Raw genomic sequence first — 21,090 nt, forward strand, 5'->3', positions numbered from 1 at the left:
GGCCGCCCCCGCCCCGTGGGCGGGGTGCCCGGGGCCGGCCCCCGCCGGGCCCCGATGGCCCCGGCCGGGCCCCCACCCCGGCCCCCCGGGGGGGGGGGGGCGCCGCCGCGGCCCCCCGGACCCCCTCTGCTTCAGGCTTTCTTCTCCGGACCGGGTCCTTCGGAGCCCGGAGGGGCCGTGCCCGGGTCTCCCGGACACGGGGACGGGGACGGCCGTGCCCCCGAACGGCCGCCCCGGGCGTGTCAGGGCAGGAAGGCGTCCTGGCGGAGCAGTTCGGCCCGTACGGCCGGCCCGTCGGCCCCGCCCCGGTCCGCCGTCAGCGCGGCGGCGATCCCCGCGGCGTGGCCGGTCGCGAACGCGGTGCCCATGACCCGCAGCGACCCCCCGGCCAGCCGGTCGCCGTCGAGGTTGCGGCCGGCCGCGAAGAGGTTCCCGGTGTCGGCGCTGCACACCGCCCCGAACGGGATCTCGTAGTATCCGTCGCCCTCGATGAACCGCCACTCCGACGGCACGCCCGGTCCCGGGTGGTACTCCACCGGCCAGGCGCCGAGCGCGACGGCGTCGTCGAACCGGCCCGCGCCGAGCACGTCGTCGTCCGTCATCCGGTAGCGGGCCTCCACGTGCCGCGACTCACGGGTGCCCAGCTCGGGACCGGTGCTGACGATGTAGGCGCCCGAGCAGCCCGGCAGGGAGCGGATCACCTCCAGGTAGGCCCGCGACTGCTCGCGCGCGGAGACCTCGGCCCGGCTGGTGTCACGCGCGTCGCGGGCGTCGTAGGCCTCGTCGACCAGGTAGGCGATGACGTCGCCGGAGACCGGCAGGCGGGCGACCAGTCCCTGCTCGGCCAGCAGGGGCCCCACCCCGCGTTCCCGGGCGGCGCGGACGGCCTCGCGGACCGTCTCCCTGGTGACCGGGGCGTCGGCGGGCACCCCGCCGAAACGGACGCCGAGGGAGCCGTTCTGGACCATGCCGCCGGAGCCGTAGCGGACCCCGGCTCCGGCGCGGGTGGCGAGGTCGGCCTCGCCGGTGGCGTCCACGAACGCGTCCGCGGTGATCTCGTGGACGCCCGAGTGGTCGGCGACCAGGGCCGAAACGATCCGGCCGTCCTCCCGCCGGGCGTCCAGCAGCGTGCTGTGCAGCCGCGGTTCCGCGCCCGCGCCGACGCACACGTCGTCGAGCACCCGCTTGACGGTCTCCGGGTCGAAGACGACGGCCACGGCGGTGAACCTCTGCGGCCCGGTGACGGCGTCCTCCGCGCGCAGGCCGGCCATGACCTCCTCGGCCACGCCGTACACCACCTGCCGGTACGGCTCCGCCCGCGTGTACAGGCCGCAGTAGGTGAGCACGTTGCGCAGGGTGGCGGCGCCGCCCAGGCACGGGCCGCGCTCGACGAGGAGCGTGCGCGCCCCGGTGCGGGCGGCGCCCACGGCGGCGGCGACCCCGCCGGATCCGCCGCCCGCGACGATCACGTCGTAGTGCTCGGTCATCTGGGTCATGCCGCCTTTCCGGGTTCGCGGACGAAGAACATGAGGATCGCGCCGACGAGCGGGCCGACCGCGAGGGCGGCGAACGCCGCGAAGAACGAGCCCGTCGCCTGGAAGATCGCGCCGATGACGACGGGGACGATGACGCTGCCGAGCTGCCAGACCGCGTTGGTCGCCCCCGCCGCGGAGCCGGCCAGGCGGCTGCCGGACAGTTCGGGGATCATGGCGACCATGAGGGGGCTGTAGAGGTAGGCGCCGATCCCGAGGAAGGGCGCCACGATGAGGAACTGCAGCGGGGTGCTCATGGAGCCGAAGACCAGCAGCGCGGCCACGAAGAACAGCAGGACGGCGATGGACGGGATCCTGCGGCCCCGGCCGATGAGGTCGGTCACCAGGCCGACCAGCGGCTTGCTGACGACGGCCACGATGGCGAAGACCACCACCACGGTCCCGGCGGTCACCGGGTCGACGCCGTTGCCCTTCACCATCAGCGTGTTCGACCAGGTGATGAAGCCGTAGGTGCCCCACAGGCCGCCGAAGCCGGCCAGGCCGAGCAGGAGCAGGTCGCGGTTGCCCACCAGCGGGCGCACGTCCGGCTTGCGCGGACCCTCCCCGGCCGCCGGGTTCCCCTCGCCTCCGCCTTCGGGAGCGCGGCGGCGCAGGAGCAGGAAGCAGATCACGGCCAGCACCATCGAGACCACGCCGAACACGTGGTACGAGGTCTCCCAGCCGCTCGACCGGATCAGCCTCGGCACGACGGCGTTGGCGATCACGGTGCCCAGCGAGGTGGCCGTCATGAACACCCCCATGGCCAGCCCCCTGCCCTGCGGGGTGAACCACACCGCGATGAGCTTGACCCCCGCCGCGTAGTCCGCCCCGGCGAACAGGCCGATGAGCGCCTGGAAGGCGATGCCGGCCCCGGCGGAGGGGCTGGAGCCGAACAGCACCATGAACGCGCCGGCCACGAACAGCGACCCGGAGAGGATGTTCCGGGCGCCCAGCCAGTCGGTGAGGAAGCCGCCCCCGGCGTTGGAGATGACGTAGCCGACGTAGTAGGCGGTCGCGAAGACGCCGAGACCGGCCAGGGACACCCCCAGCGCCTCGCCGACCGAGGCTGAGGCGGGACCCCAGGTGGACCGGTCGAGGGAGGTCATGGTGAATGACGCCCAGCACAGCAGCAGGACGGTCCAGCGGTACGGGGACGAGGTACCGGCCGCGTCCCGGCGCGGCATGGTGCGAACGCTCATGAAAGCCCTTTCGACGCCGGCTGACCGGATACGGGGGTCGATACCGGCCAAACGGTGGGAGTGGGCTCACGTTACTGCTTGCGTAGCGCGGTGAGGAAAGGTCATCGCGAGTTTCTTCTATGAGGAACAAAACCCCGGGTCGACGCGGTGACGGTCCCGGAACCCGAGGCAGCCCCCCTGGCCGGAAGCATCCGCATCCGGGGCGGGCACATGGCCGGGAACATCCGGGGCGGGTGCACGGCCGGGAACATCCGGGGCCCGAAGCGGACGGCCGGGCCGGGAGCGCCCGGGAACCCGGGCGGGGGACCCCGAACCCGGGGCCCGGCAACCGCTCCGCCCCGCAGTACGAAACCATGGACATACGGGGGAGGGGGGAGAGTGCCATGGGCGACCTGATCGAGGAGCGGGCACTGCGGGCGCTGAGCGAGGCGTTCGACGCCACCGCGCCCGTCGTCCGGCACGACCGCAGGGAGTTCCCCGAGGGCACCCCCTTCCTGTCGCTGCGCCTGCCGGGCTCCGCCGACGCGGCGGTCTTCCTGGACGACAGCCGGTGGATCTACCTGAGCGAGCCGGAACGCGGCCGGATGCCCACCCAGTTCGCCGCCGGCCGGGTGGACGACGACCCCGAGCTCGTCGTCCGGCGGCTGGTGGCGGTCCTGGCGCCGCCCCGCGGTGACCGCCTGCCGGTCCGCCTGCTCAAGGCGTTCCTGCTCGCCCTGATCGCCGGGCTGGGCGTGGGCATGCTGAGCGTGGTGATCATGGCGGTGCTCATCGCGGGCAACGGCTACCTGTCGGAGACGGCGATCGCCTGGGCCTACGGCCTCGGCGGGCTGTTCGCCATCGCAGCGGGGGGCTGGACGGCGGTCCGCTGGTGGAGGGCGGGCTGACCCCGCGTGACCGCGCCCGTCGCGGGCAGTGACCGGGGAGACGAGGCACGGGAGCGCGGGAGCGCGGCAGGGGAACGGGAGTGAACGGCATGGCGGAACTGCTGGCGGTCTGCAACGGGGGAGCGGGGAGCGCCGACGACGCCGCGCGCGACGCGGCGCTGAAGACGCTGCGCGCCGGGGCCGACGTCGTCGAGGTCACGGCGGGCGAGGGGGAGGGGGACCTCGACGAGGCGCTCGACGCCCACCCCGGCCGGGACGTGGTCGTGATGGGCGGCGACGGATCACTGCACGTGACGGTCGCCGCCCTGCACCGGCGCGGCGAGCTGGACTCCCGCGTCGTGGGACTGGTCCCCATGGGCACCGGCAACGACTTCGCCCGCGGGCTGGGCATCCCGCTGGACCCGGAGGCGGCCGCCCGCGTCGTGCTCGCCGGCCGGCCGCGACCCCTCGACCTGCTGGTGGACGACGAGGGCGGCATCGTCGTCAACGCGGTGCACCTCGGCGTCGGGGCGGAGGCGTCCGAGCGGGCCACGCCGCTCAAGCCCGGCCTCGGAAAACTCGCCTACGCCGTCGGCGCGCTGCTCGCGGGCGCGCGGAGCACCGGCTGGCGGCTGCGCGTGACCGTGGACGACCGGACCCTCACCGACCGGCGGGTGCTCATGCTCGGCGTCGGCAACGGCGTCACCATCGGCGGCGGCACCCCGCTGACCCCGAAGGCCAGGCCCGACGACGGCATGGTGGACGTCGTCGTGGCGCTGACCACCGGGCCGGTGCGGCGGCTCGTCTACGCGTTGCGGCTGCGCGGCGGCCGCCATCCGGAGCTGCGGGACGTCGTCACCGCCCGGGGCCGCGACGTGGCGGTCGAAGGGGAGCCCGCGCCGGCGAACGCCGACGGGGAGCTGACCGGCCCGGCGGCCAGGCGGCACTGGAAGGTCGTCCCCGCCGCCTGGCGCATGTTCACGCAGCCGTGACTCCGGAGGGCGCCCCGGCCGCGGCCCTGGAAGCGGTCCCGGGAGCGCCCCGGCCGTGACCCCGGAGGCCGCCTCGGGAGCGGCCTCGGGAGCGGCCTCGGGAGTGCCTTACTTCAGGGCCTGCGAGACAAGGTCCCGGGCGGCCTCCTGCACCCGGGCGAGGTGCTCGGGCCCCTCGAAGGACTCGGCGTAGATCTTGTAGACGTCCTCGGTGCCGGAGGGCCGGGCGGCGAACCAGGCGCTTTCGGTGACGACCTTGACCCCGCCCAGCGGGGCGTCGTTGCCGGGCGCGCTGGTGAGCACCTCCCTGATCGGCTCGCCGGCCAGGGTGCCGGCGGTGACCTGGCCGGCCGAGAGCCGGGACAGGATCGCCTTCTCCTCGCGGGAGGCGGGGGCGTCCACCCGGGCGTAGGCGGGGTCGCCGAACCTTCCGGTCAGCGCGGCGTAGTGCTCGCTCGGCGAGCGGCCGGTGGTGGCGATGATCTCCGAGGCCAGCAGCGCCAGGATGATCCCGTCCTTGTCGGTGGTCCACACCCCGCCGTCGCGGCGCAGGAACGACGCCCCGGCGCTCTCCTCGCCGCCGAAGCCGAGGGAGCCGTCCAGCAGCCCCGGCACGAACCACTTGAACCCGACCGGCACCTCGACCAGGCGCCGGCCGAGGTCGGCGGCCACCCGGTCGATCATGCCGCTGCTCACCAGCGTCTTGCCCACCCCGGCGCCGGCCGGCCAGTCCGGCCGGTGGGAGTAGAGGTAGGAGATCGCCACGGCGAGGTAGTGGTTGGGGTTCATCAGGCCGCCGTCGGGGGTGACGATGCCGTGCCGGTCGGCGTCGGCGTCGTTGCCGGTGGAGACGTCGTACGCCTCGCGGTTCTCGATCAGCGAGGCCATCGCGTACGGCGACGAGCAGTCCATCCGGATCTTGCCGTCCCAGTCGAGGGTCATGAACCGCCACGTCGGGTCGGTCAGCGGGTTGACCACCGTCAGGTCCAGCCGGTGCCGCTCGGCGATCTCCCCCCAGTAGGCGACGCTCGCCCCGCCCAGCGGGTCGGCGCCGATCCGCACCCCGGCCGACCGGATCGCGTCGATGTCCAGCACCGAGGGCAGGTCGTCGACGTAGGCGCCCAGGAAGTCGTGCCGCCCGGTCGTGTCGGCGGCCAGCGCCCTGGTGTAGGGGACGCGCCGCACGCCCTTCAGCCCCTCCCTGATGAGGGTGTTGGCGCGGTCCTGGATCCAGGAGGTGGCGTCGGTGTCGGCGGGACCGCCGTTCGGCGGGTTGTACTTGAAGCCGCCGTCGGAGGGCGGGTTGTGCGAGGGCGTCACCACCACGCCGTCGGCGAGGCCCGCCGTACGGCCCCGGTTGTGGGTGAGGATCGCGTGGGAGACCGCCGGGGTCGGGGTGTAGCCGTCGCGGTCGTCGATCAGGACCCGCACCCCGTTGGCGGCGAAGACCTCGAGCGCCGACACCCGCGCCGGCTCCGACAGCGCGTGGCTGTCGGCCCCGAGGAACAGCGGGCCGTCGATGCCCTGCTCCGCCCGGTACTCCACGATGGCCTGGCTGGTGGCGAGGATGTGGTCCTCGTTGAAGGCCGTCCTCAGCGAGGAGCCGCGGTGGCCGGAGGTCCCGAACGCCACCCGCTGCCCCACCTCGTCGGGGTCGGGCCGCAGGGAGTAGTAGGCGGTCACCAGCCGGGCCACGTCGACCAGGTCGGACGGCTGGGCGGGCTTGCCCGCGCGCTCGTGCGTCATAAGAAGTCTCCTCACCTCACCAGGGCCGCTTCGCCGAGGCCAACGGTACTTACCCGCGGATCGGCGGCTCACCGCCCCCTTCGACGCCCGCTCCGGTGCCCCCTTCGATCTCCTCCAGGCGTGCCCGGAGCCGGGCCCGGATCTCCTCCGGCGTGTAGGAGCGTCGCCGCCGCTCGGCCCGCGCCACCACCGCCCCGGTCGCCGCGACACCCGCGATCCCGGCCAGGCCGACTATCTTCCACAACCGCATGTGCCTAGGCTACTTCCCGTGATCGGCAAAAGCGTCAGCCTCGACGAGGCGGTCAACCTGACCCGCACCGGCGACGTGTGGCTGTTCCGGGGCCGCAGCGTGCCCGACCGGGCCATCCAGACGGTGACGAACAGCCCCGTCAACCACGTCGGCATGTCCGTCGTCATCGAGGACATGCCTCCCCTGATGTGGCACGCGGAGCTGGGCAGGTCGCTGCCCGACCTGTGGTCCGGCACCCACCAGCGCGGCGTCCAGCTGCACGACCTGCGCGACGCGGTCCGCGTCTGGGCCACCCGGTACGGCCAGCGCGGCTGGCTGCGCCAGCTCGAACCCGAGGTCACCGCCGGGATGGAGGACGCGGTGCTGCGCGTCATCTCCCGGCTGGACGGCACGCCGTTCCCCTCCACGGCCCGGCTCGCCGGGCGCTGGCTGCGCGGACGGGCGCCGCGGATCCTGCGGCGCGGCGCGGCCGAGAACGCCCTGGAGAGCGCCTACTGCGCGGAGGTCGTCGCCGTCACCTACGAGGAGATGGGCCTGCTCCCGGCCGGGCGCCGGCCCCACTGGTACGACCCCGGCCGCTTCTGGAGCGGCGACGACCTGGAGCTGACCGGCGGCTTCCAGCTCGGCGGGGAGATCACGGTACGGCTCGCCTAAGCCGTGCGGCCCCGCGCGGGCGGCCGTCCGGAACCCGGTTCCCGGGTCCGGCGCCGGCCGGGCGGGGCGGGGCGCCGCGGCCCGGACGCAACCCCCGGCGTCCCGGCCGCCGAAGGCACGATGGGGCGGATCCGCCGCCCCGCGAGCCGGGCGGGGCCGTACGGCGCCGCCCGAAGGCGAAGGGGGACGCACATGCCAGAGACGGTGGTCGTGGTCGGCGCGGGCCTCGCGGGCCTCGCGTGCGCGGTCCGGCTGCACGCGGCCGGGGTGCCGGTCCGCGTCGTCGAGGCGGAGGACGAGGCGGGCGGCCGGGTGCGCACGGACGTCGTGGACGGCTTCCGGCTGGACCGCGGCTTCCAGGTGTTCAACACGGCCTATCCCGAGGCCCGGCGGGTCCTGGACATCGGCGCCCTGGACGTCCGCCCGTTCTCCTCGGGACTGATCGTCTTCGACGCCGGGCGGCGGGAACGGATCATGCTGCCCTGGCGGCACCCCGGGCACGCGCTCAGCGGGGTCCTGGCGGCGGTGGGGTCGCTCCGCGACAAGGCGGCGCTGGCCGCGCTGACCGCGCGCGACATCGCCCTTCCCGCGAGTGTGCTGCGCGGCGGAGCCGAACGCACCACCGAGGAGGAGCTGAGGCGCCGGGGCGTCTCCCCGGAGATGGTGGAGAAGCTGTTCCGCCCCTTCCTGGCGGGCGTCGTGCTGGAGCGGGAACTGGAGACCTCCAGCCGCTTCTTCCACCTGCTGTGGCGATCCTTCGCCCGCGGCACGATCGGGCTGCCCGCGCTCGGCATGGGACGGATCCCGGCGCAGCTCGCCGGCCGCCTCCCGGACGGCGCGGTGCTCCTCGGCACCCCGGTCGCCGCGGTCACCGGCGAGGGGGTGGAGACCGCGGAGGGGGCGGAGATCCCGGCCCGCGCGGTGGTGGTGGCCACCGACCCGGCGACGGCGGCCCGCCTGGTCCCCGGCCTGCGGGAGCCGGAGATGCGGTCGGTGACGACCTTCTACCACGCCGCCCCGCGCTCCCCGCTCGGCGAGCCCACCCAGGTCATCGACGCCGAGGGGCAGGTCACCGACACCATCGTCGTCAGCGACGCCGCGCCCGCCTACTCGGGCGACGGCCGCGCGCTGGTCTCCACCTCGGTGCTCGGCGTGCTGTCCGCCGACGACGAGCCGCGGGTCCGGGCGCGGCTGGCCGAGGTCTACGCCGCCGACACCTCCTCCTGGGAGCACCTCGCGACGTACCCGGTCCGCGCCGCGCTGCCCGCGATGCCGCCGCCCTTCCCGCTGCGCCGGTCCGTCCGCCTCGCACCCGGCCGGTACGTGTGCGGCGACCACCGCGACACCGGGTCCATCCAGGGCGCGCTGGTCTCCGGCCGCCGCGCGGCCGACGCCGTACTGGCCGACCTGACCGGGCTCACCGCCTGACCCCCGCCCGTGCGCGGAGCGTCGGGACCGTCCACCCCCCGGTACGGCGACACACCATGGCCACAGCCTCAACTGATCATTTAGGGAGATATGTGGTCAAGAGTCACCTTATGCGGTATTTATCGGCAAATTCGAGGGGAATCGATCAGCGAAGAGAACGATGGGCACCTTCGGGCCCGCCCGACCGGATCCCGGAGGACTCAACCGTCCGACAAGGAGATCACCGTGAAGAAGTCTCTTCTCGCCGCGGCACTGGCGGCCCTCACCCTGGCGGCGGCCCCGGCGGCGCAGGCCGTCACCGCGGCCTCCTTCCTCAACACGCCCAGCCCCGGCCCTTCGGACATGACCTCCCCCGGCCCCTCCGAGATGTCCGGCTCGCCGTCGGCCGGTGAGGCGGGCAAGCCGTTCGGTCCCGGGTGCTCCCAGCTGCCGGCGGAGGGGCCGGGCAGCCCGGCCGACCTGGCGGGCAAGCCGCTCGACCAGGCCCTGAAGGACATTCCCCAGCTGTCCACGCTCGCCAAGGCCGTCGAGGCCGCCGGGCTGACCGACCAGCTGAAGTCCGCCCAGGACATCACCGTGTTCGCGCCCGTCAACGACGCCTTCGCCAAGATCCCGAAGGAGGCCCTGGCCAAGGTCCTGGAGGACAAGGAACAGCTCAGCAAGATCATCCAGAACCACATCGTCGAGGGTCGCAAGAGCCAGGCCGACCTCGCCGGTGGGACGCTGACCACCGTGGGCGGCGGCACGCTGAACGTCACGGGTTCCGGTGAGGACTACACCGTCAACGACGCCAAGATCCTCTGCGGCAACATCCAGACGTCCAACGCCACCGTCTACCTCGTCGACTCGGTCCTGATGCCCGAGGCGGGGGCCTCGGCCTCGGCTTCGGCCTCGGCGTCGCCGAGCTGAGCGGCCGGGCGGGGGCCCCGTGACGGGCGCCCCCGGCCGTGCCCCGCCGGCCCTTCTCTTCGTCTCCTCGTCGAGGACTACCCCGCCCGTCCGTGGGCACGGGCGGGGTATTCGAACACAGACGGGAGAGCCGTATGAGCAAGGGCGGATCCGGCCGGGTGGCGCGGCGGCTGCGGGAGGCCGCCCGCGAGGCCTTCGGATGGGACGACCTGCGTCCCGGGCAGCCGGAGGCCATGTGCCACCTGATGGACGGCGGGGACGCGCTGGTGGTCATGCCCACCGGGGCGGGAAAGTCGGCCGTCTACCAGGTCCCCGCGCTGCTCATCGACGGTCCGACGGTGGTGGTGTCACCGCTGATCGCCCTGCAGCGCGACCAGGTGGCCGGGCTGCGGGAGGCCGGCGCCGCCGGGGCGGTCGCCGTCAACTCCACGCGGTCCGACGGAGAGGCCTCCTTCGAGGCGATCCGCACGGGCTCGGCGGAGTTCCTGTTCCTGTCCCCGGAGCAGCTCGCCAAGCCCGAGACGATCGAGCGGCTCCGCGAGGCCCGTCCCTCACTGATCGCCATCGACGAGGCCCACTGCGTGTCGGCGTGGGGACACGACTTCCGCCCCGACTATCTGGGCCTGGGGCGGGTGATCGAGGCCCTCGGCCATCCGCCCGTGGCGGCGCTGACCGCCACGGCCACCCCGTCGGTCCAGGAGGAGATCGTCCGGACGCTGGGCCTGAAGGACGTCCACCGGATCGTGCGGGGCTTCGACAGGCCCAACATCGACCTGGAGGTCCGCCGCTTCGTCACCGCCGAGGACCTGCGGCGGGCGCTGGTGGAGGACGCCGCCTCCCGCGAGGGCGTCGGGCTGGTCTACGTCGCCACCCGCCGCGCCACCGAGGAGTACGCCGACGGGCTGCGTGAGCGGGGCCGCCGGGTCGAGGCGTACCACGCGGGGTTGAAGGCGGCCGAGCGCAAGCGGGTGCACGACCTGTTCCGCGACGGCGAGGTCGACGTCGTCGTGGCGACCTCGGCGTTCGGCATGGGGATCGACAAGCCCGACGTGCGCTACGTGCTGCACGCCGCCCCGCCGGAGTCCCCCGACTCCTACTACCAGGAGATCGGCCGCGCCGGGCGGGACGGCGAGCCGGCCTCCGCCGTGCTGTTCTACCGGCCGGAGGACCTGGGCCTGCGACGCTTCTTCGCCGGAGGCCGGGCCGACGAGGAACTGCTGCTGCGGGCCGCCACGCTGGTCGGCGGGCACGGCGGCGCCGTTCCGGCGGGCGAGCTGCGCGCCGTGCTGGACGTCAGCCCCACCCGGCTCACCCGGGTGGTGAACCTGCTGGAGAAGGTCGGCGCGGTCAAGGTGACGGTCGAAGGCGACGTGCGCGCCGTCCCCGGCGGGCCTGCGCCGAAGGAGGCGACGGCGCAGGCCGTCGAGATCGACGACACCCGCCGCCGCATCGACGAGTCCCGCATCGACATGATGCGCGGCTACGCCGAGACGACCGGCTGCCGCCGCCGGTTCCTGCTGGAGTACTTCGGCGAGCCGTACGAGCGCCTCTGCGGTGCGTGCGACACCTGCCGGGAGGGCGCGCCCGCCGGCCCCGGGCCCAGCGACTCCTTCGCCATGCACGCCAAGGTGTGCCACAGCTCCTGGGGCGACGGCATGGTGATGAGCAGGGAGAGCGACCGGATCACCGTGCTGTTCGACGAGGTCGGCTACAAGACCCTCTCCCTGGAGGCGGTCGAGCGCGAGGGCCTGCTGACGGCGGCCTGCTGACGGCGGTGCTCAGGCCGGGCGTGGGCGCGGCGTCGGACACGGGCCCGTGCCCGGACGTGGCGGGAGGCGCGGCGGGGCCGTACCGGGGCCCGCGGAGGGTGAGGGGGCGCTCGCAGCGGGGCGGCCGGGGCGGGTCAGCCCGTTTTGCGGGCCACCCCGGCCATCGTCCAGGTCCTGGTGGGTCGCTGCGCGGCGAGCGGGTTGTCGGGGCGCCAGTGGCGGGCGTACACGAAGCCCGGATCCACCAGCTCCATGCCGTCGAAGAAGCGCAGCACCTCGCGGCGCGTGCGCGCGGTACGCTCGCCGTCGCGGTTGAGGGCCCTGCGATAGACGTCGGTGATCGGGTCGGCCACCTCGGGGTGATCGTCGAAGACGGCGTGGGCGATGACGAGGTGGCTGCCGGTCGCCAGTGAGTCGCGTAGCAGGGCCACGCTCTTGTGCGGATCATCCTCGTTGGGGATGAACTGGAGCGCGTTGGTGATCAGGACGGCCACCGGCCGGTCGGGGTCGATGAGCGCCAGCAACTCCGGGTCGGCCATCAGCTCGTCCTGGTGGAGGATGTCGCCCCGGACGACGGCCGTGGTGTCATCGGTGGCCAGCAGCGCCCTGCCGTGGGAGAGCACGACCGGGTCGTCGGAGACGTAGACCACGCGGACCCCGGGCAGGACCGACCGGGCGACCTGGTGGACGTTCTCCTGGGTGGGCAGTCCCCAGCCGAGGGCGAGGAACTGGTCGATCCCCTCCTTGACCAGATGGCGCACCGCCCGGCCGAGGAACGCCTCGGTCTCCTTGACCATGGTCTTGATCTCCGGGGCGATGGCCAGGATCCGATCGGCGGTCTCCCTGTCGGCCGCGAAGTTGTTCTTGCCGCCGAGGATGTAGTCCAGCATCCGGGCGATGTTGGGCGTGCTCGTGTCCAGCCGCGGCGGTGGGCGCCGATCCGGGTCGCTCACGTCACCTCCCTCGTCGCCTGTGAGGGTAGAGAACACCGACGACTAAGGATAGACGTCCGAGAGGGGACAAAGAGAGAAAAATTCTTATTTTTCAGGGCATCACGGCGTGCGGGGGTGAACCCGGGCGGCACGCCTCCCCACGGTACGGAGGTCCGTCCCGGTAGGTCAGCGGCATGCCTCCAGGCGCCGGGCGGTCCCGGAGGGGAGGGTGAACGACGCCCACACGGCCTTTCCGCTGGTCTCCAGCGGAGTCCACCCCCACGTCTCGCAGATTCCCCGCACGACCTGCAGGCCGCGGCCGCTCTCGGCCTCGAAGTCCGGCTCGCGCAGCAGGGGGCCCTCGTCGCGGGGGTCGGTGACCGCGCACAGCACCGCGTGCTCGGTGTGGCAGACGACGACCCGGACGTCGTGGAACGGCCGGGGGCGGACCTCTCCCCGCAGCCCGTGCCGTACCGCGTTGGTGACCAGCTCCGACACCACCACGGAGGCGTCGTCGACGAGGGACTCGAGCTCCCAGGACACCAGTGCGGCCGCGGCGAACTCCCGCGCGGTGCGGGCCGCCCAGCGATCGTGGGACAGGCCGCGCGCGGCCAGCCGGAGCTGTCCGGCCGGGGCTTCGGCGCCGGACCAGGGCGGAGGGCCGCCCGGGGGGAGGATGCGGCCGAGGATCGACAGCCACCGCTCCCATCCACCGGGCTCGGCCCGGAGGGAGGGGGCGGGGTGCGTGGGATAACCAGTCATCTGTGACCTTGGGATGCGTGACGCTCGCGTAACAAGGGCAATGCGAATAGCTATATTGCCCATGATTGTTGTGCATAAGCAAGTACGGATGCACGTGCAGCTGCACAAAGCTCTATGATCGAGGCGTGTCTTCCCTGCGGTCCCGGTGAGAGGCGAGGATGGACGAGCAGCTCAACGGCGTCTCGGCGGCCCTGCTGGCCGGAGTCGCGTGGCGCAAGAGCCGGTTCAGCAACCCCAGTGGCAACTGCGTCGAACTGGCTCCCCTGCCCGGCGGCGCGGTCGCCGTGCGCAACTCCCGCGACCCCGACGGCCCGGCCCTGGTCTACACCCGCCACGACCTCGACGCCTTCGTCAGAGGAGTGAAGAACGGGGATTTCGACGACCTTATTGTCACAATTGGTTGAAGAATAAAATTCGCTGTGGCTGGGAACGAGTGATCAGAGTACGGTGAAGGCTCGCGACGGCCACAAAGAGTGGGCGGGGGCTCGCGTTCCGCGCACGAAGGACTGCCAGATGACCACACCTCACGCCGGTGGTGAACCGGTCGCTCCCGTCTCCATCGCCGCGCCGAGGGGCAGTTCCACGGTTCTCCGGATCGTGCTCGGCGCCCAGCTGCGCCGGCTCCGTGAGGGACGCGACATCACCCTGGAGCGGGCCGGCCACGCCATCCGCGCCTCCCACTCGAAGATCAGCCGGATGGAGCTCGGCCGGGTGAGCTTCCGGGTCCGCGACGTCGCCGACCTCCTCACCCTGTACGGCGTGACCGACGACGACGAGCGCCGGCCCCTGCTCGGCCTCGTCGAGCGGGCCAACCAGATCGGCTGGTGGCACAACTACAACGACGTCCTGCCGAACTGGTTCGAGACCTACGTCGGCCTGGAGGAGTCGGCCTCCGGCATCCGCAACTACGAGGTCCAGTTCGTGCCCGGTCTGTTGCAGAGCGAGGACTACGCGCGGGCCGTGATCCTGCTCGGCTTCCCCTCCGCGGGCGAGGAGGAGCTGGAGCGCCGGGTACGGCTGCGCATGGCGCGCCAGCGGGTGCTGCGCGGCTCCGACCCGCCCCACCTGTGGGCGGTGCTGGACGAGGCCGTGCTGCGCCGCCCGCTCGGCGGGGCCGAGGTGATGCGCGGCCAGATCGACCACATCCTGGCCGCGCTGGAGCTGCCGAACGTGACGGTGCAGATCGTGCCGTTCAGCGTCGGCGGCCACGCCGCGGCCGGCGGGCCGTTCAGCATCCTGCGCTTCGCCCAGCCCGACCTGCCGGACATCGTCTACCTGGAGCAGCTCACCAGCGCGGTCTACCTGGAGAAGCGCGACGAGGTGGAGCGCTACATCGAGGTGATGGAGCGGCTCTGCATCGAGGCCGAGCCGGCCTCGCGCACCCCCGAGATCCTCAGGCGGATCCGCGACGAGCTCTGAACTCCGTTCCGTGGACCCTCGCCACGGCGAGGGTCCACGGAACGGACCGCGGCGGTGAGTCCCGGGCGGACCGCCCGGGACGGCAACCGTCCGGCCCTCTCCGCGCGAAGACATCGGCGTGAGATGTCTCGTCACCGGTGCGACCGGATACATCGGCGGGCGGCTGGTGCCCGAACTCCTCGAGGCGGGCCACGAGGTGCGCTGCATGGCCCGTACGGCCGGCAGCCTGCGCGACCAGCCCTGGGCCTCCCGCGTGGAGATCGCCCAGGCCGACGCCACCGACGCCGGGAGCACGAGGAAGGCGCTCGACGGGATCGACGTGGCCTACTACCTCATCCACACCATGGGAGGGGGCGGCGACTTCGCCGAGGCCGACCGCCGCGCGGCCGCCACGTTCGCCGAGGCGGCCGGTGAGGCGGGGGTGCGGCGCGTCGTCTACCTCGGCGGCCTCACGTCCGACGAGGGGCTCTCGCCCCACATGCGCTCCCGCGCCGAGGTCGCGGAGATCCTCCTCCGTGCCCCGGTGCCGGCGGTGGTGCTGCGGGCCGCGGTCATCATCGGCTCCGGCTCGGCCTCCTTCGAGATGTTGCGCTACCTGACCGAGCGGCTGCCGGTGATGACGACGCCGCGCTGGGTGCGCACCAGGACGCAGCCCATCGCCATCCGGGACGTGCTGCGCTACCTGGTCGCCTGGGCCGGCGCCGAGGGGGAGGTGAACCGCTCCTTCGACATCGGCGGCCCCGACGTGCTGACCTACGCGGACATGATGAACGGCTACGCCGAGGCCGCCGGGCTGACCCGCCGCCTGATCATCCCGGTGCCGATGCTCAGCCCCGGCCTGTCCAGCCACTGGGTGGGCCTGGTCACCCCCGTCCCGGCGAACCTCGCCCGCCCGCTGGTGGAGTCGCTGCGCAACGAGGCCGTCTGCCGCGAGCACGACATCGCCCGCCACGTCCCCGACCCGCCCGGCGGGCTCGTCCCCTTCCGCCGGGCCGTCGAGCTGGCCCTGCAGCGCGTCAGGGACGCCAACGTCGCCACCCGCTGGTCCTCGGCCTCCACCCCGGGGGCGCCGAGCGACCCGCTGCCGACCGACCCCGGATGGGCGGGCGGCAGCCTCTACTCCGACCGGCGGGCCCGTGAGGTCGGCGCCTCCCCGGAGGCGCTGTGGGCGGTGATCGAGGCGATCGGCGGCGAGACGGGCTGGTACTCCCTGCCGGTCGCCTGGCGGGCCCGCGGTTTCCTCGACCGCCTCGTCGGCGGTGTCGGACTGCGGCGCGGGCGGCGCGACCCCGGGCGGCTGCGCGTCGGGGACTCGGTCGACTTCTGGCGCGTCGAGGAGGTCGAGCCCGGCCGCCTGCTGCGGCTGCGCGCCGAGATGCGCCTGCCGGGCCTGGCGTGGCTGGAGCTGAGCGTCGCCCGCCACCGGGGCCGGACGGTCTACCGGCAGCGGGCGATCTTCCATCCCCGGGGCCTGGCCGGGCACCTGTACTGGTGGGTGATCTCGCCCTTCCACAGCGTCATCTTCGGCCGCATGCCGCGCAACGTCGCCAGGGCCGCCGAGGCGGCCTCCCGCGCGCCGCTCAGAGGTACTTCGGGAACAGGTCCGTCGTCGGCCAGCCCGTCACCGTCACGGCGTTCATCCGCGGGCTGAGCACGTCGTAGTCGAGCGTGCCCGCCTCCTCCCGCCGGTTGAACAGGGCCGCGTAGCTGAAGCCGTTCTGCAGCCGGGCGAGGTAGGTGTAGGTGCCCGGCATGCCGCCCGAGTGCCAGGTGTTGAGGTGGCCGGTGACCTGGCGGACGTACCAGCCGGCGCCGTACCACCAGCCGTCCCCGCTGACGCCGATCTCCGGCTTGGCGAACATCCGCGAGATGGAGGTGGAGTTCAGCACCGGCCCGGCGGCGTCGAAGACGCGGGCGAACCGTACGAGGTCCACCGCCGAGGCCACCCAGCCGCCGTTGGCGTCCTGGTTGGGCATGTTGAACCCGCCGTACTGGTAGGGCACCACGGTGCCGGAGTCGTCCAGCACCGTCTTGCGGGTGTACTGGGAGTCGTAGGGCACCTCACCCGGCAGCGCCTCCGACCGCAGGCTGCGGCCGACCCGCATCCGGGTGACGCCCACCGGGTCGAGCAGCGTCTTGCGGACGTAGGACTCGTAGTCCGTGCCGGAGACCTTCTCGACGATCCGGCCGAGCAGCAGGTAGCCGTAGTTGCTGTAGACCATCTTCGAGCCCGGGTCGAAGTCCAGCGGCCGTGCGGTGGCGTAGCGGACGATGTCGTCGTGACCGATCGGCAGCGGCGCGTCCAGCGCGGCGGAGATCGTGTGGTCCAGCCAGAGCTGGTCGCCCGAGGCGTCCCTGTCCCAGCCGCCGAGGTGCTGCAGCAGGCGCAGCACGGTCACCTCGGCGAGCCTGGGGTCCACGGCGGCCGACAGGCCCAGCAGCGTGGTGACCGGGGCCGACAGGCTCAGCCGGCCGTCCTGGACCAGCCGCATGATCGCTGCCGCCGTGATGTGCTTGCTCAGGCTCGCGATGCGGAACAGCGAGGTCGGCGTCGTCTGCGGGACGTAGTGCGAGCCGTCCGAGTAGGTGTACCCGCGGGCCAGCACGAGCCTGCCGTACTTGGTGATCGCGAGCTGGGCGTTGGAGATGTCCCGCTCCTTGACGAAGGTCTTCATCACGTTGTCGAACCCGGCCAGCGAGGAGGGGGCGGTACCGGAGACCGTGACCTCCGGCAGGGGAGCCGCCAGGGCGGGCCGGGCGCCCAGCGCGAGGGCGGGCAGCGCCCCCGCGCCCGCCCTGAGCAGGTTCCGGCGGCTGAGCGTCGTCACTTTCTGACCTCCAGGATCGGTGCACTCCAGAAAGATCAGCATCTTACGGATATTTCCTGAAAGTGATCACCGTCTCGCCCCGCCGAGGTCTGTCCGGCGGAACCGGGGGCAGCAGAAAGGACCGGGCATCGACCCCCGGAACAAACGAAAAGGGGATTTATATGACAAAGCATGCCAACCCGGACCCGGACTTCTTCGGCTTCGCCGAGCTGCTCACCGACGCCGAGCGGGCGCGGCTCGCCGAGATCCGTGAGTACCTCGACCGTGAGATCCGGCCTCTCGCCCGGGCGGCATGGGAGTCGTCGGAGTTCCCCTTCGAGGTCATCGGCAAGTTCGCCGAGCTCGGCCTCGCCGGGCACGGCTACCCCGAGTTCGGCGGCCGGGCCCCGCAACGGGCGCTGTTCAGCGGGTTCGTCTCACTGGAGATGAACCGCGTCGACCCCTCCCTCGCCGTCGCCTACGGCGTGCACACCGGTCTCGCCATGGGCAGCATCGACGGCGGCGGCAGCGACGAGCAGCGCCACCGCTGGCTGCCCGACATGGTCAAGTGGAACAAGATCGGCGCGTTCGCGCTCACCGAGCCCGAGGGCGGCTCCGACGTCGCCGGCGGCATGCGGACCACCGCCCGCCGCGAGGGCGACCGCTGGATCCTCGACGGCGCCAAGCGGTGGATCGGCAACGGCACCTTCGCCGACCTGATCGTCGTGTGGGCCCGCGACGTGGCCGACGACCAGGTCAAGGGCTTCGTCGTGGAGAAGGGCACCCCCGGCCTCACCACCTCGAAGATCGAGGGGAAGATCGCCCTGCGCGCGGTGCAGAACGCCGACATCACCCTCACCGGCGTCGAGGTGCCCGAGGCGAACCGGCTCCAGCGCGTCGACGACTTCCGCGACGTCGCCGAGGTGTTGCGCAGCACCCGCGGCAACGTCGCCTGGCAGGCCCTGGGCGTGTCGGTGCGCGCCTACGAGCTGGCCCGCGCCTACGCCGTCGAACGGGTGCAGTTCGGCCGCCCCATCGCGGGCTTCCAGATGATCCAGGACCTGCTGGTCCGGATGCTCGCCGACATCACCGCGTCGTTCGGCATGCTCGTCCGGCTGGCGCAGCTGGCGGAGGAGGACCGGGACACCCCCGAGCAGGCCGCGCTGGCCAAGGCGTTCACCACGACGCGGATGCGCGAAGTGGTCTCCCGGGCCCGCGAGCTGTTCGGCGGCAACGGCATCGTGCTGGACCACGAGATCGCCAAGCTCTTCGCCGACGCCGAGGCGATCTACTCCTTCGAGGGCAGCCGTGAGATGAACACCCTCATCGTCGGCAAGGCGATCACCGGCCACAGCGCCTTCGTCTGATCAGCCGAGCCGGTCGCGGGCGGCGGCCACCGCCGCCTGGCCGAGGCTGATCCCGCCGTCGCCGGGCGGCACCCGCCGGTGCGTCAGGACGGCGAAGCCGCGGTCCTCCAGCAGGGCGACGGTCCGTCCCAGCAGCAGGACGTTCTGGAAGACGCCCCCCGACAGCGCCACCGTGCCCAGGCCCCGCGCCTCCCGAAGCCGCTCGCAGCCCGCCGCGACCGCCGCGGCCAGCCCGTTGTGGAACCGGGCGGCCACCGTCCCCGCCGCCGTGCCCGCCCGCAGGTCCTCGGCCGCGGCCAGGACCAGCTCGCTCCCGGGTACGGTGAACGGCACCCCGCCGGCCAGGCCGCAGCCGTACCCGTCCCGCTCGCCCTCGTCGGCCAGCCGTTCCAGCCCCGCCGCGGCCTGCCCCTCGTAGGTGATCACGTCGCGGACGCCGGCGAGCGCCGCGACCGCGTCGAACAGCCGGCCCGCGCTGGAGGTGAGCGGGGCGTTCACGCCGCGCCGGGCCATCGCGGCCACCGCCTCCCAGCGTCCGGCGTTGCGCCGCACCACGGCCAGGTCGCCGGGGACGTCCCCGGCGTAGGCGGCGTCGAGGTGGACGGCGGCCATCCGCCACGGCTGCCGGACCGCCGCCGTGCCCCCCGGCATCGGCACGGCGGCCAGGTGCCCGGCCCGTTCGAATCCGGTCAGGCAGGCGACGAGGAACTCCCCGCCCCACAGCGTCCCGTCGGCGCCGTAGCCGAGGCCGTCGAAGGCCACCCCGATGACCGGCCCGGCCACGCCGTTGTCGGCCAGGCAGGACGCCACGTGCGCGTGGTGGTGCTGCACCCCCGTCCGGTCGACGTCCTCCAGGGCGAGCGCGTACTTGGTGGACAGGTACTCCGGGTGCAGGTCGTGGGCCACGAGACGCGGCGTGACGCCGAGCAGCCGCCGCAGGTGGTCCGCCCCCTCGGTGAAGGACCGGAACGTCTCGTGGTTCTCCAGGTCCCCGACATGCGGGGAGACGAACGCCTGCCCTCCCCTGGCCAGGCAGAAGGTGTGCTTCAGCTCCGCACCGCAGGCGAGCACGGGCCGCGGGGCCGGCCGGGGGAGGGGCAGCGGGCGCGGCGCGTACCCCCGGGAACGCCGGATCGGCAGCGGCCCGCCGCGGAAGACGCGGACCACCGAGTCGTCGGCGCGCGCCCGGATCGGCCGGTCATGGACCAGGAAGGCGTCCGCGACACCGCCCAGCCGCGCCACCGCCTCCCCGTCGTCGTAGACGATCGGCTCGTCACCGAGGTTTCCGCTGGTCAGCACGATCGGCTCGCCGACCCGCCGCAGCAGCAGGTGATGCAGGGGGGTGTAGGGCAGCATGACGCCCAGCCACCGGTCTCCCGGCGCCACCGGCGGCGCGAGCCGCGAGCCGGGCCGCCGCGGCAGCAGGACGATCGGGCGCGAGGCGCCGGTGAGCAGCCGCTCGGCCGTCTCGTCCACCTCGCACAGCCGCCGCGCCGCCTCCGGGTCCACCGCCATGACGGCGAACGGCTTGTCCTCGCGGCGCTTGCGGGCCCGCAGCGCCGCCACCGCCGGTTCGCACGCGGCCACCGCGGCCAGGTGGTATCCGCCCAGGCCCTTGACCGCGACCACCGCCCCTGCACGGAGCAGCGCGGCGGCCGCCTCCAGGACGGCTCCGCCCGGGACGGCCCGATCCGGGACGGCTTGATCCGGAACGGCTCCGCCGGAGGAGGTCCGGCTGGGGGCGGCTCGGTCCGGGACGGCGGAGAATGGCGGGGGAGGGGAGCCGCCCCGGCCGGGAGGGCCGGGAAGGCCGCTCGGGGGAGGGGCGGATTCGCGGCCGTCCGGGCCGAGCAGCCGCAGCCGGGGCCCGCACGCCGGGCAGCACACCGGCTGGGCGTGGAAGCGCCGGTCGGCCGGGTCGTGGTACTCCCGCTCGCAGTCGCCGCACATGGCGAACCCCGCCATCGTGGTGTTCGGCCTGTCGTACGGCAGGTCGGTGACGATGGTGAAGCGGGGCCCGCAGTTCGTGCAGTTGACGAACGGGTAGCCGTACCGCCGGTCGGCCGGGTCGTCCATCTCGCGCAGGCAGTCGGCGCAGGTCGCCGCGTCCGGGGCGACGAGCGCCCGGCGCCGCCCGCCCGGGGAGCTGGGCACGACGGCGAACCCGGCCCGGCCGGTGACCGGGACGGGTGCGGCGGCGACGCGCTCCACCGCCGCCAGCGGCGGCACGTCGTCCCGCAGCGCCGCGGTGAACTCCCCGACCAGCTCCGGCGCTCCCTCGGCCTCGATGAACACCCCGCGTTCGTCGTTGCCGACCAGCCCGTCCAGGCCGAGCCGGGTGGCCAGGCCGTACACGAAGGGGCGGAAACCCACCCCCTGTACGGTGCCCTCCACCCGGATCGCCACCCGGACCCGTCCGTCCGTCCGCCCGCCGCCCATCGCACTCCATCGCCGTACC

General features: G+C 73.6%; 18 protein-coding genes. 10 read left to right on the forward strand and 8 right to left on the reverse strand.

Going from position 1 to position 21,090, the window contains the following annotated elements:
- Positions 1 to 242 precede the first annotated feature (242 nt).
- Both ACFYSC_RS29305 and ACFYSC_RS29310 read right to left on the reverse strand, forming a co-directional pair.
- A complete protein-coding gene (locus ACFYSC_RS29305; protein WP_389968110.1) occupies positions 243 to 1,496 on the reverse strand; it encodes an FAD-dependent oxidoreductase in 1,254 nt (417 codons plus the stop codon).
- Positions 1,493 to 2,731 carry an MFS transporter gene (locus ACFYSC_RS29310; RefSeq protein WP_389968112.1) on the reverse strand — a complete coding sequence of 413 codons (1,239 nt, stop codon included), beginning with the start codon at positions 2,729 to 2,731 and terminating at the stop codon, positions 1,493 to 1,495. The genes ACFYSC_RS29305 and ACFYSC_RS29310 overlap by 4 nt, the downstream gene beginning before the upstream one ends.
- 383 nt (positions 2,732 to 3,114) lie before the next feature.
- On the opposite strand from ACFYSC_RS29310, the gene ACFYSC_RS29315 reads away from it, so the two are divergent.
- Together ACFYSC_RS29315 and ACFYSC_RS29320 are read left to right on the forward strand one after the other, a co-directional pair.
- Complete coding sequence (locus tag ACFYSC_RS29315; RefSeq protein WP_389968114.1) at positions 3,115 to 3,618, forward strand: hypothetical protein; 504 nt, start codon at positions 3,115 to 3,117, stop codon at positions 3,616 to 3,618.
- Positions 3,619 to 3,707: 89 nt separating this feature from the next.
- Positions 3,708 to 4,589 carry a diacylglycerol/lipid kinase family protein gene (locus tag ACFYSC_RS29320; protein WP_389968160.1) on the forward strand — a complete coding sequence of 294 codons (882 nt, stop codon included), beginning with the start codon at positions 3,708 to 3,710 and terminating at the stop codon, positions 4,587 to 4,589.
- Positions 4,590 to 4,697: 108 nt separating this feature from the next.
- Here ACFYSC_RS29320 and pgm read toward each other — a convergent pair whose 3' ends face one another.
- Both pgm and ACFYSC_RS29330 read right to left on the reverse strand, forming a co-directional pair.
- Positions 4,698 to 6,335: a phosphoglucomutase (alpha-D-glucose-1,6-bisphosphate-dependent) gene (gene pgm, locus ACFYSC_RS29325; protein ID WP_389968116.1), complete on the reverse strand. Its 1,638-nt coding sequence runs from the start codon at positions 6,333 to 6,335 to the stop codon at positions 4,698 to 4,700.
- Between the two features lie 49 nt (positions 6,336 to 6,384).
- Entirely contained in the window at positions 6,385 to 6,585 is a 201-nt protein-coding gene (locus ACFYSC_RS29330) for a hypothetical protein (RefSeq protein WP_362946203.1), read from the reverse strand.
- Positions 6,586 to 6,603: 18 nt separating this feature from the next.
- Between ACFYSC_RS29330 and ACFYSC_RS29335 the strand changes: the two genes are divergently transcribed.
- The 4 genes from ACFYSC_RS29335 to ACFYSC_RS29350 all read left to right on the forward strand — a co-directional run bounded on the left by ACFYSC_RS29335 (position 6,604) and on the right by ACFYSC_RS29350 (position 11,345).
- Complete coding sequence (locus ACFYSC_RS29335) at positions 6,604 to 7,239, forward strand: hypothetical protein (RefSeq protein ID WP_389968118.1); 636 nt, start codon at positions 6,604 to 6,606, stop codon at positions 7,237 to 7,239.
- Positions 7,240 to 7,431: 192 nt separating this feature from the next.
- Positions 7,432 to 8,667 (forward strand): NAD(P)/FAD-dependent oxidoreductase, encoded by a 1,236-nt coding sequence (locus ACFYSC_RS29340; RefSeq protein WP_389968120.1) that lies wholly within the window; start codon positions 7,432 to 7,434, stop codon positions 8,665 to 8,667.
- Positions 8,668 to 8,892: 225 nt separating this feature from the next.
- Entirely contained in the window at positions 8,893 to 9,576 is a 684-nt protein-coding gene (locus tag ACFYSC_RS29345) for a fasciclin domain-containing protein (protein WP_389968122.1), read from the forward strand.
- A gap of 134 nt (positions 9,577 to 9,710) precedes the next feature.
- Positions 9,711 to 11,345: a RecQ family ATP-dependent DNA helicase gene (locus tag ACFYSC_RS29350; RefSeq protein WP_389968124.1), complete on the forward strand. Its 1,635-nt coding sequence runs from the start codon at positions 9,711 to 9,713 to the stop codon at positions 11,343 to 11,345.
- 134 nt (positions 11,346 to 11,479) lie between these two features.
- Here ACFYSC_RS29350 and ACFYSC_RS29355 read toward each other — a convergent pair whose 3' ends face one another.
- Positions 11,480 to 12,298 carry an SAM-dependent methyltransferase gene (locus ACFYSC_RS29355; RefSeq protein WP_389968126.1) on the reverse strand — a complete coding sequence of 273 codons (819 nt, stop codon included), beginning with the start codon at positions 12,296 to 12,298 and terminating at the stop codon, positions 11,480 to 11,482.
- Between the two features lie 165 nt (positions 12,299 to 12,463).
- Positions 12,464 to 13,039: an ATP-binding protein gene (locus ACFYSC_RS29360; RefSeq protein WP_389968128.1), complete on the reverse strand. Its 576-nt coding sequence runs from the start codon at positions 13,037 to 13,039 to the stop codon at positions 12,464 to 12,466.
- A 158-nt stretch (positions 13,040 to 13,197) separates the two neighbouring features.
- On the opposite strand from ACFYSC_RS29360, the gene ACFYSC_RS29365 reads away from it, so the two are divergent.
- The 3 genes from ACFYSC_RS29365 to ACFYSC_RS29375 all read left to right on the forward strand — a co-directional run bounded on the left by ACFYSC_RS29365 (position 13,198) and on the right by ACFYSC_RS29375 (position 16,109).
- Positions 13,198 to 13,443, forward strand: a complete 246-nt coding sequence (locus ACFYSC_RS29365; RefSeq protein ID WP_362946186.1) for a DUF397 domain-containing protein — start codon at positions 13,198 to 13,200, stop codon at positions 13,441 to 13,443.
- Between the two features lie 109 nt (positions 13,444 to 13,552).
- The gene (locus ACFYSC_RS29370) at positions 13,553 to 14,458 is read left to right on the forward strand and encodes a helix-turn-helix domain-containing protein (protein WP_389968130.1); all 906 of its coding nucleotides are present in this window, start codon (positions 13,553 to 13,555) and stop codon (positions 14,456 to 14,458) included.
- A 118-nt stretch (positions 14,459 to 14,576) separates the two neighbouring features.
- Entirely contained in the window at positions 14,577 to 16,109 is a 1,533-nt protein-coding gene (locus tag ACFYSC_RS29375) for an SDR family oxidoreductase (protein WP_389968132.1), read from the forward strand.
- On the opposite strand, the gene ACFYSC_RS29380 is transcribed toward ACFYSC_RS29375, so the two are convergent.
- Positions 16,039 to 17,328 carry a serine hydrolase domain-containing protein gene (locus tag ACFYSC_RS29380; protein WP_389968134.1) on the reverse strand — a complete coding sequence of 430 codons (1,290 nt, stop codon included), beginning with the start codon at positions 17,326 to 17,328 and terminating at the stop codon, positions 16,039 to 16,041. The genes ACFYSC_RS29375 and ACFYSC_RS29380 overlap by 71 nt on opposite strands.
- Before the next feature lie 119 nt (positions 17,329 to 17,447).
- Between ACFYSC_RS29380 and ACFYSC_RS29385 the strand changes: the two genes are divergently transcribed.
- A complete protein-coding gene (locus tag ACFYSC_RS29385; protein WP_389968136.1) occupies positions 17,448 to 18,632 on the forward strand; it encodes an acyl-CoA dehydrogenase family protein in 1,185 nt (394 codons plus the stop codon).
- Here the strand turns inward: ACFYSC_RS29385 and hypF are convergent, their stop codons facing one another.
- Complete coding sequence (gene hypF / locus ACFYSC_RS29390) at positions 18,633 to 21,071, reverse strand: carbamoyltransferase HypF (protein ID WP_389968138.1); 2,439 nt, start codon at positions 21,069 to 21,071, stop codon at positions 18,633 to 18,635.
- Between the last annotated feature and the right edge of the window lie 19 nt (positions 21,072 to 21,090).

The sequence above is a fragment of the Streptosporangium sp. NPDC004379 genome, from assembly GCF_042873875.1.
Taxonomy (GTDB): Bacteria; Actinomycetota; Actinomycetes; order Streptosporangiales; family Streptosporangiaceae; genus Streptosporangium.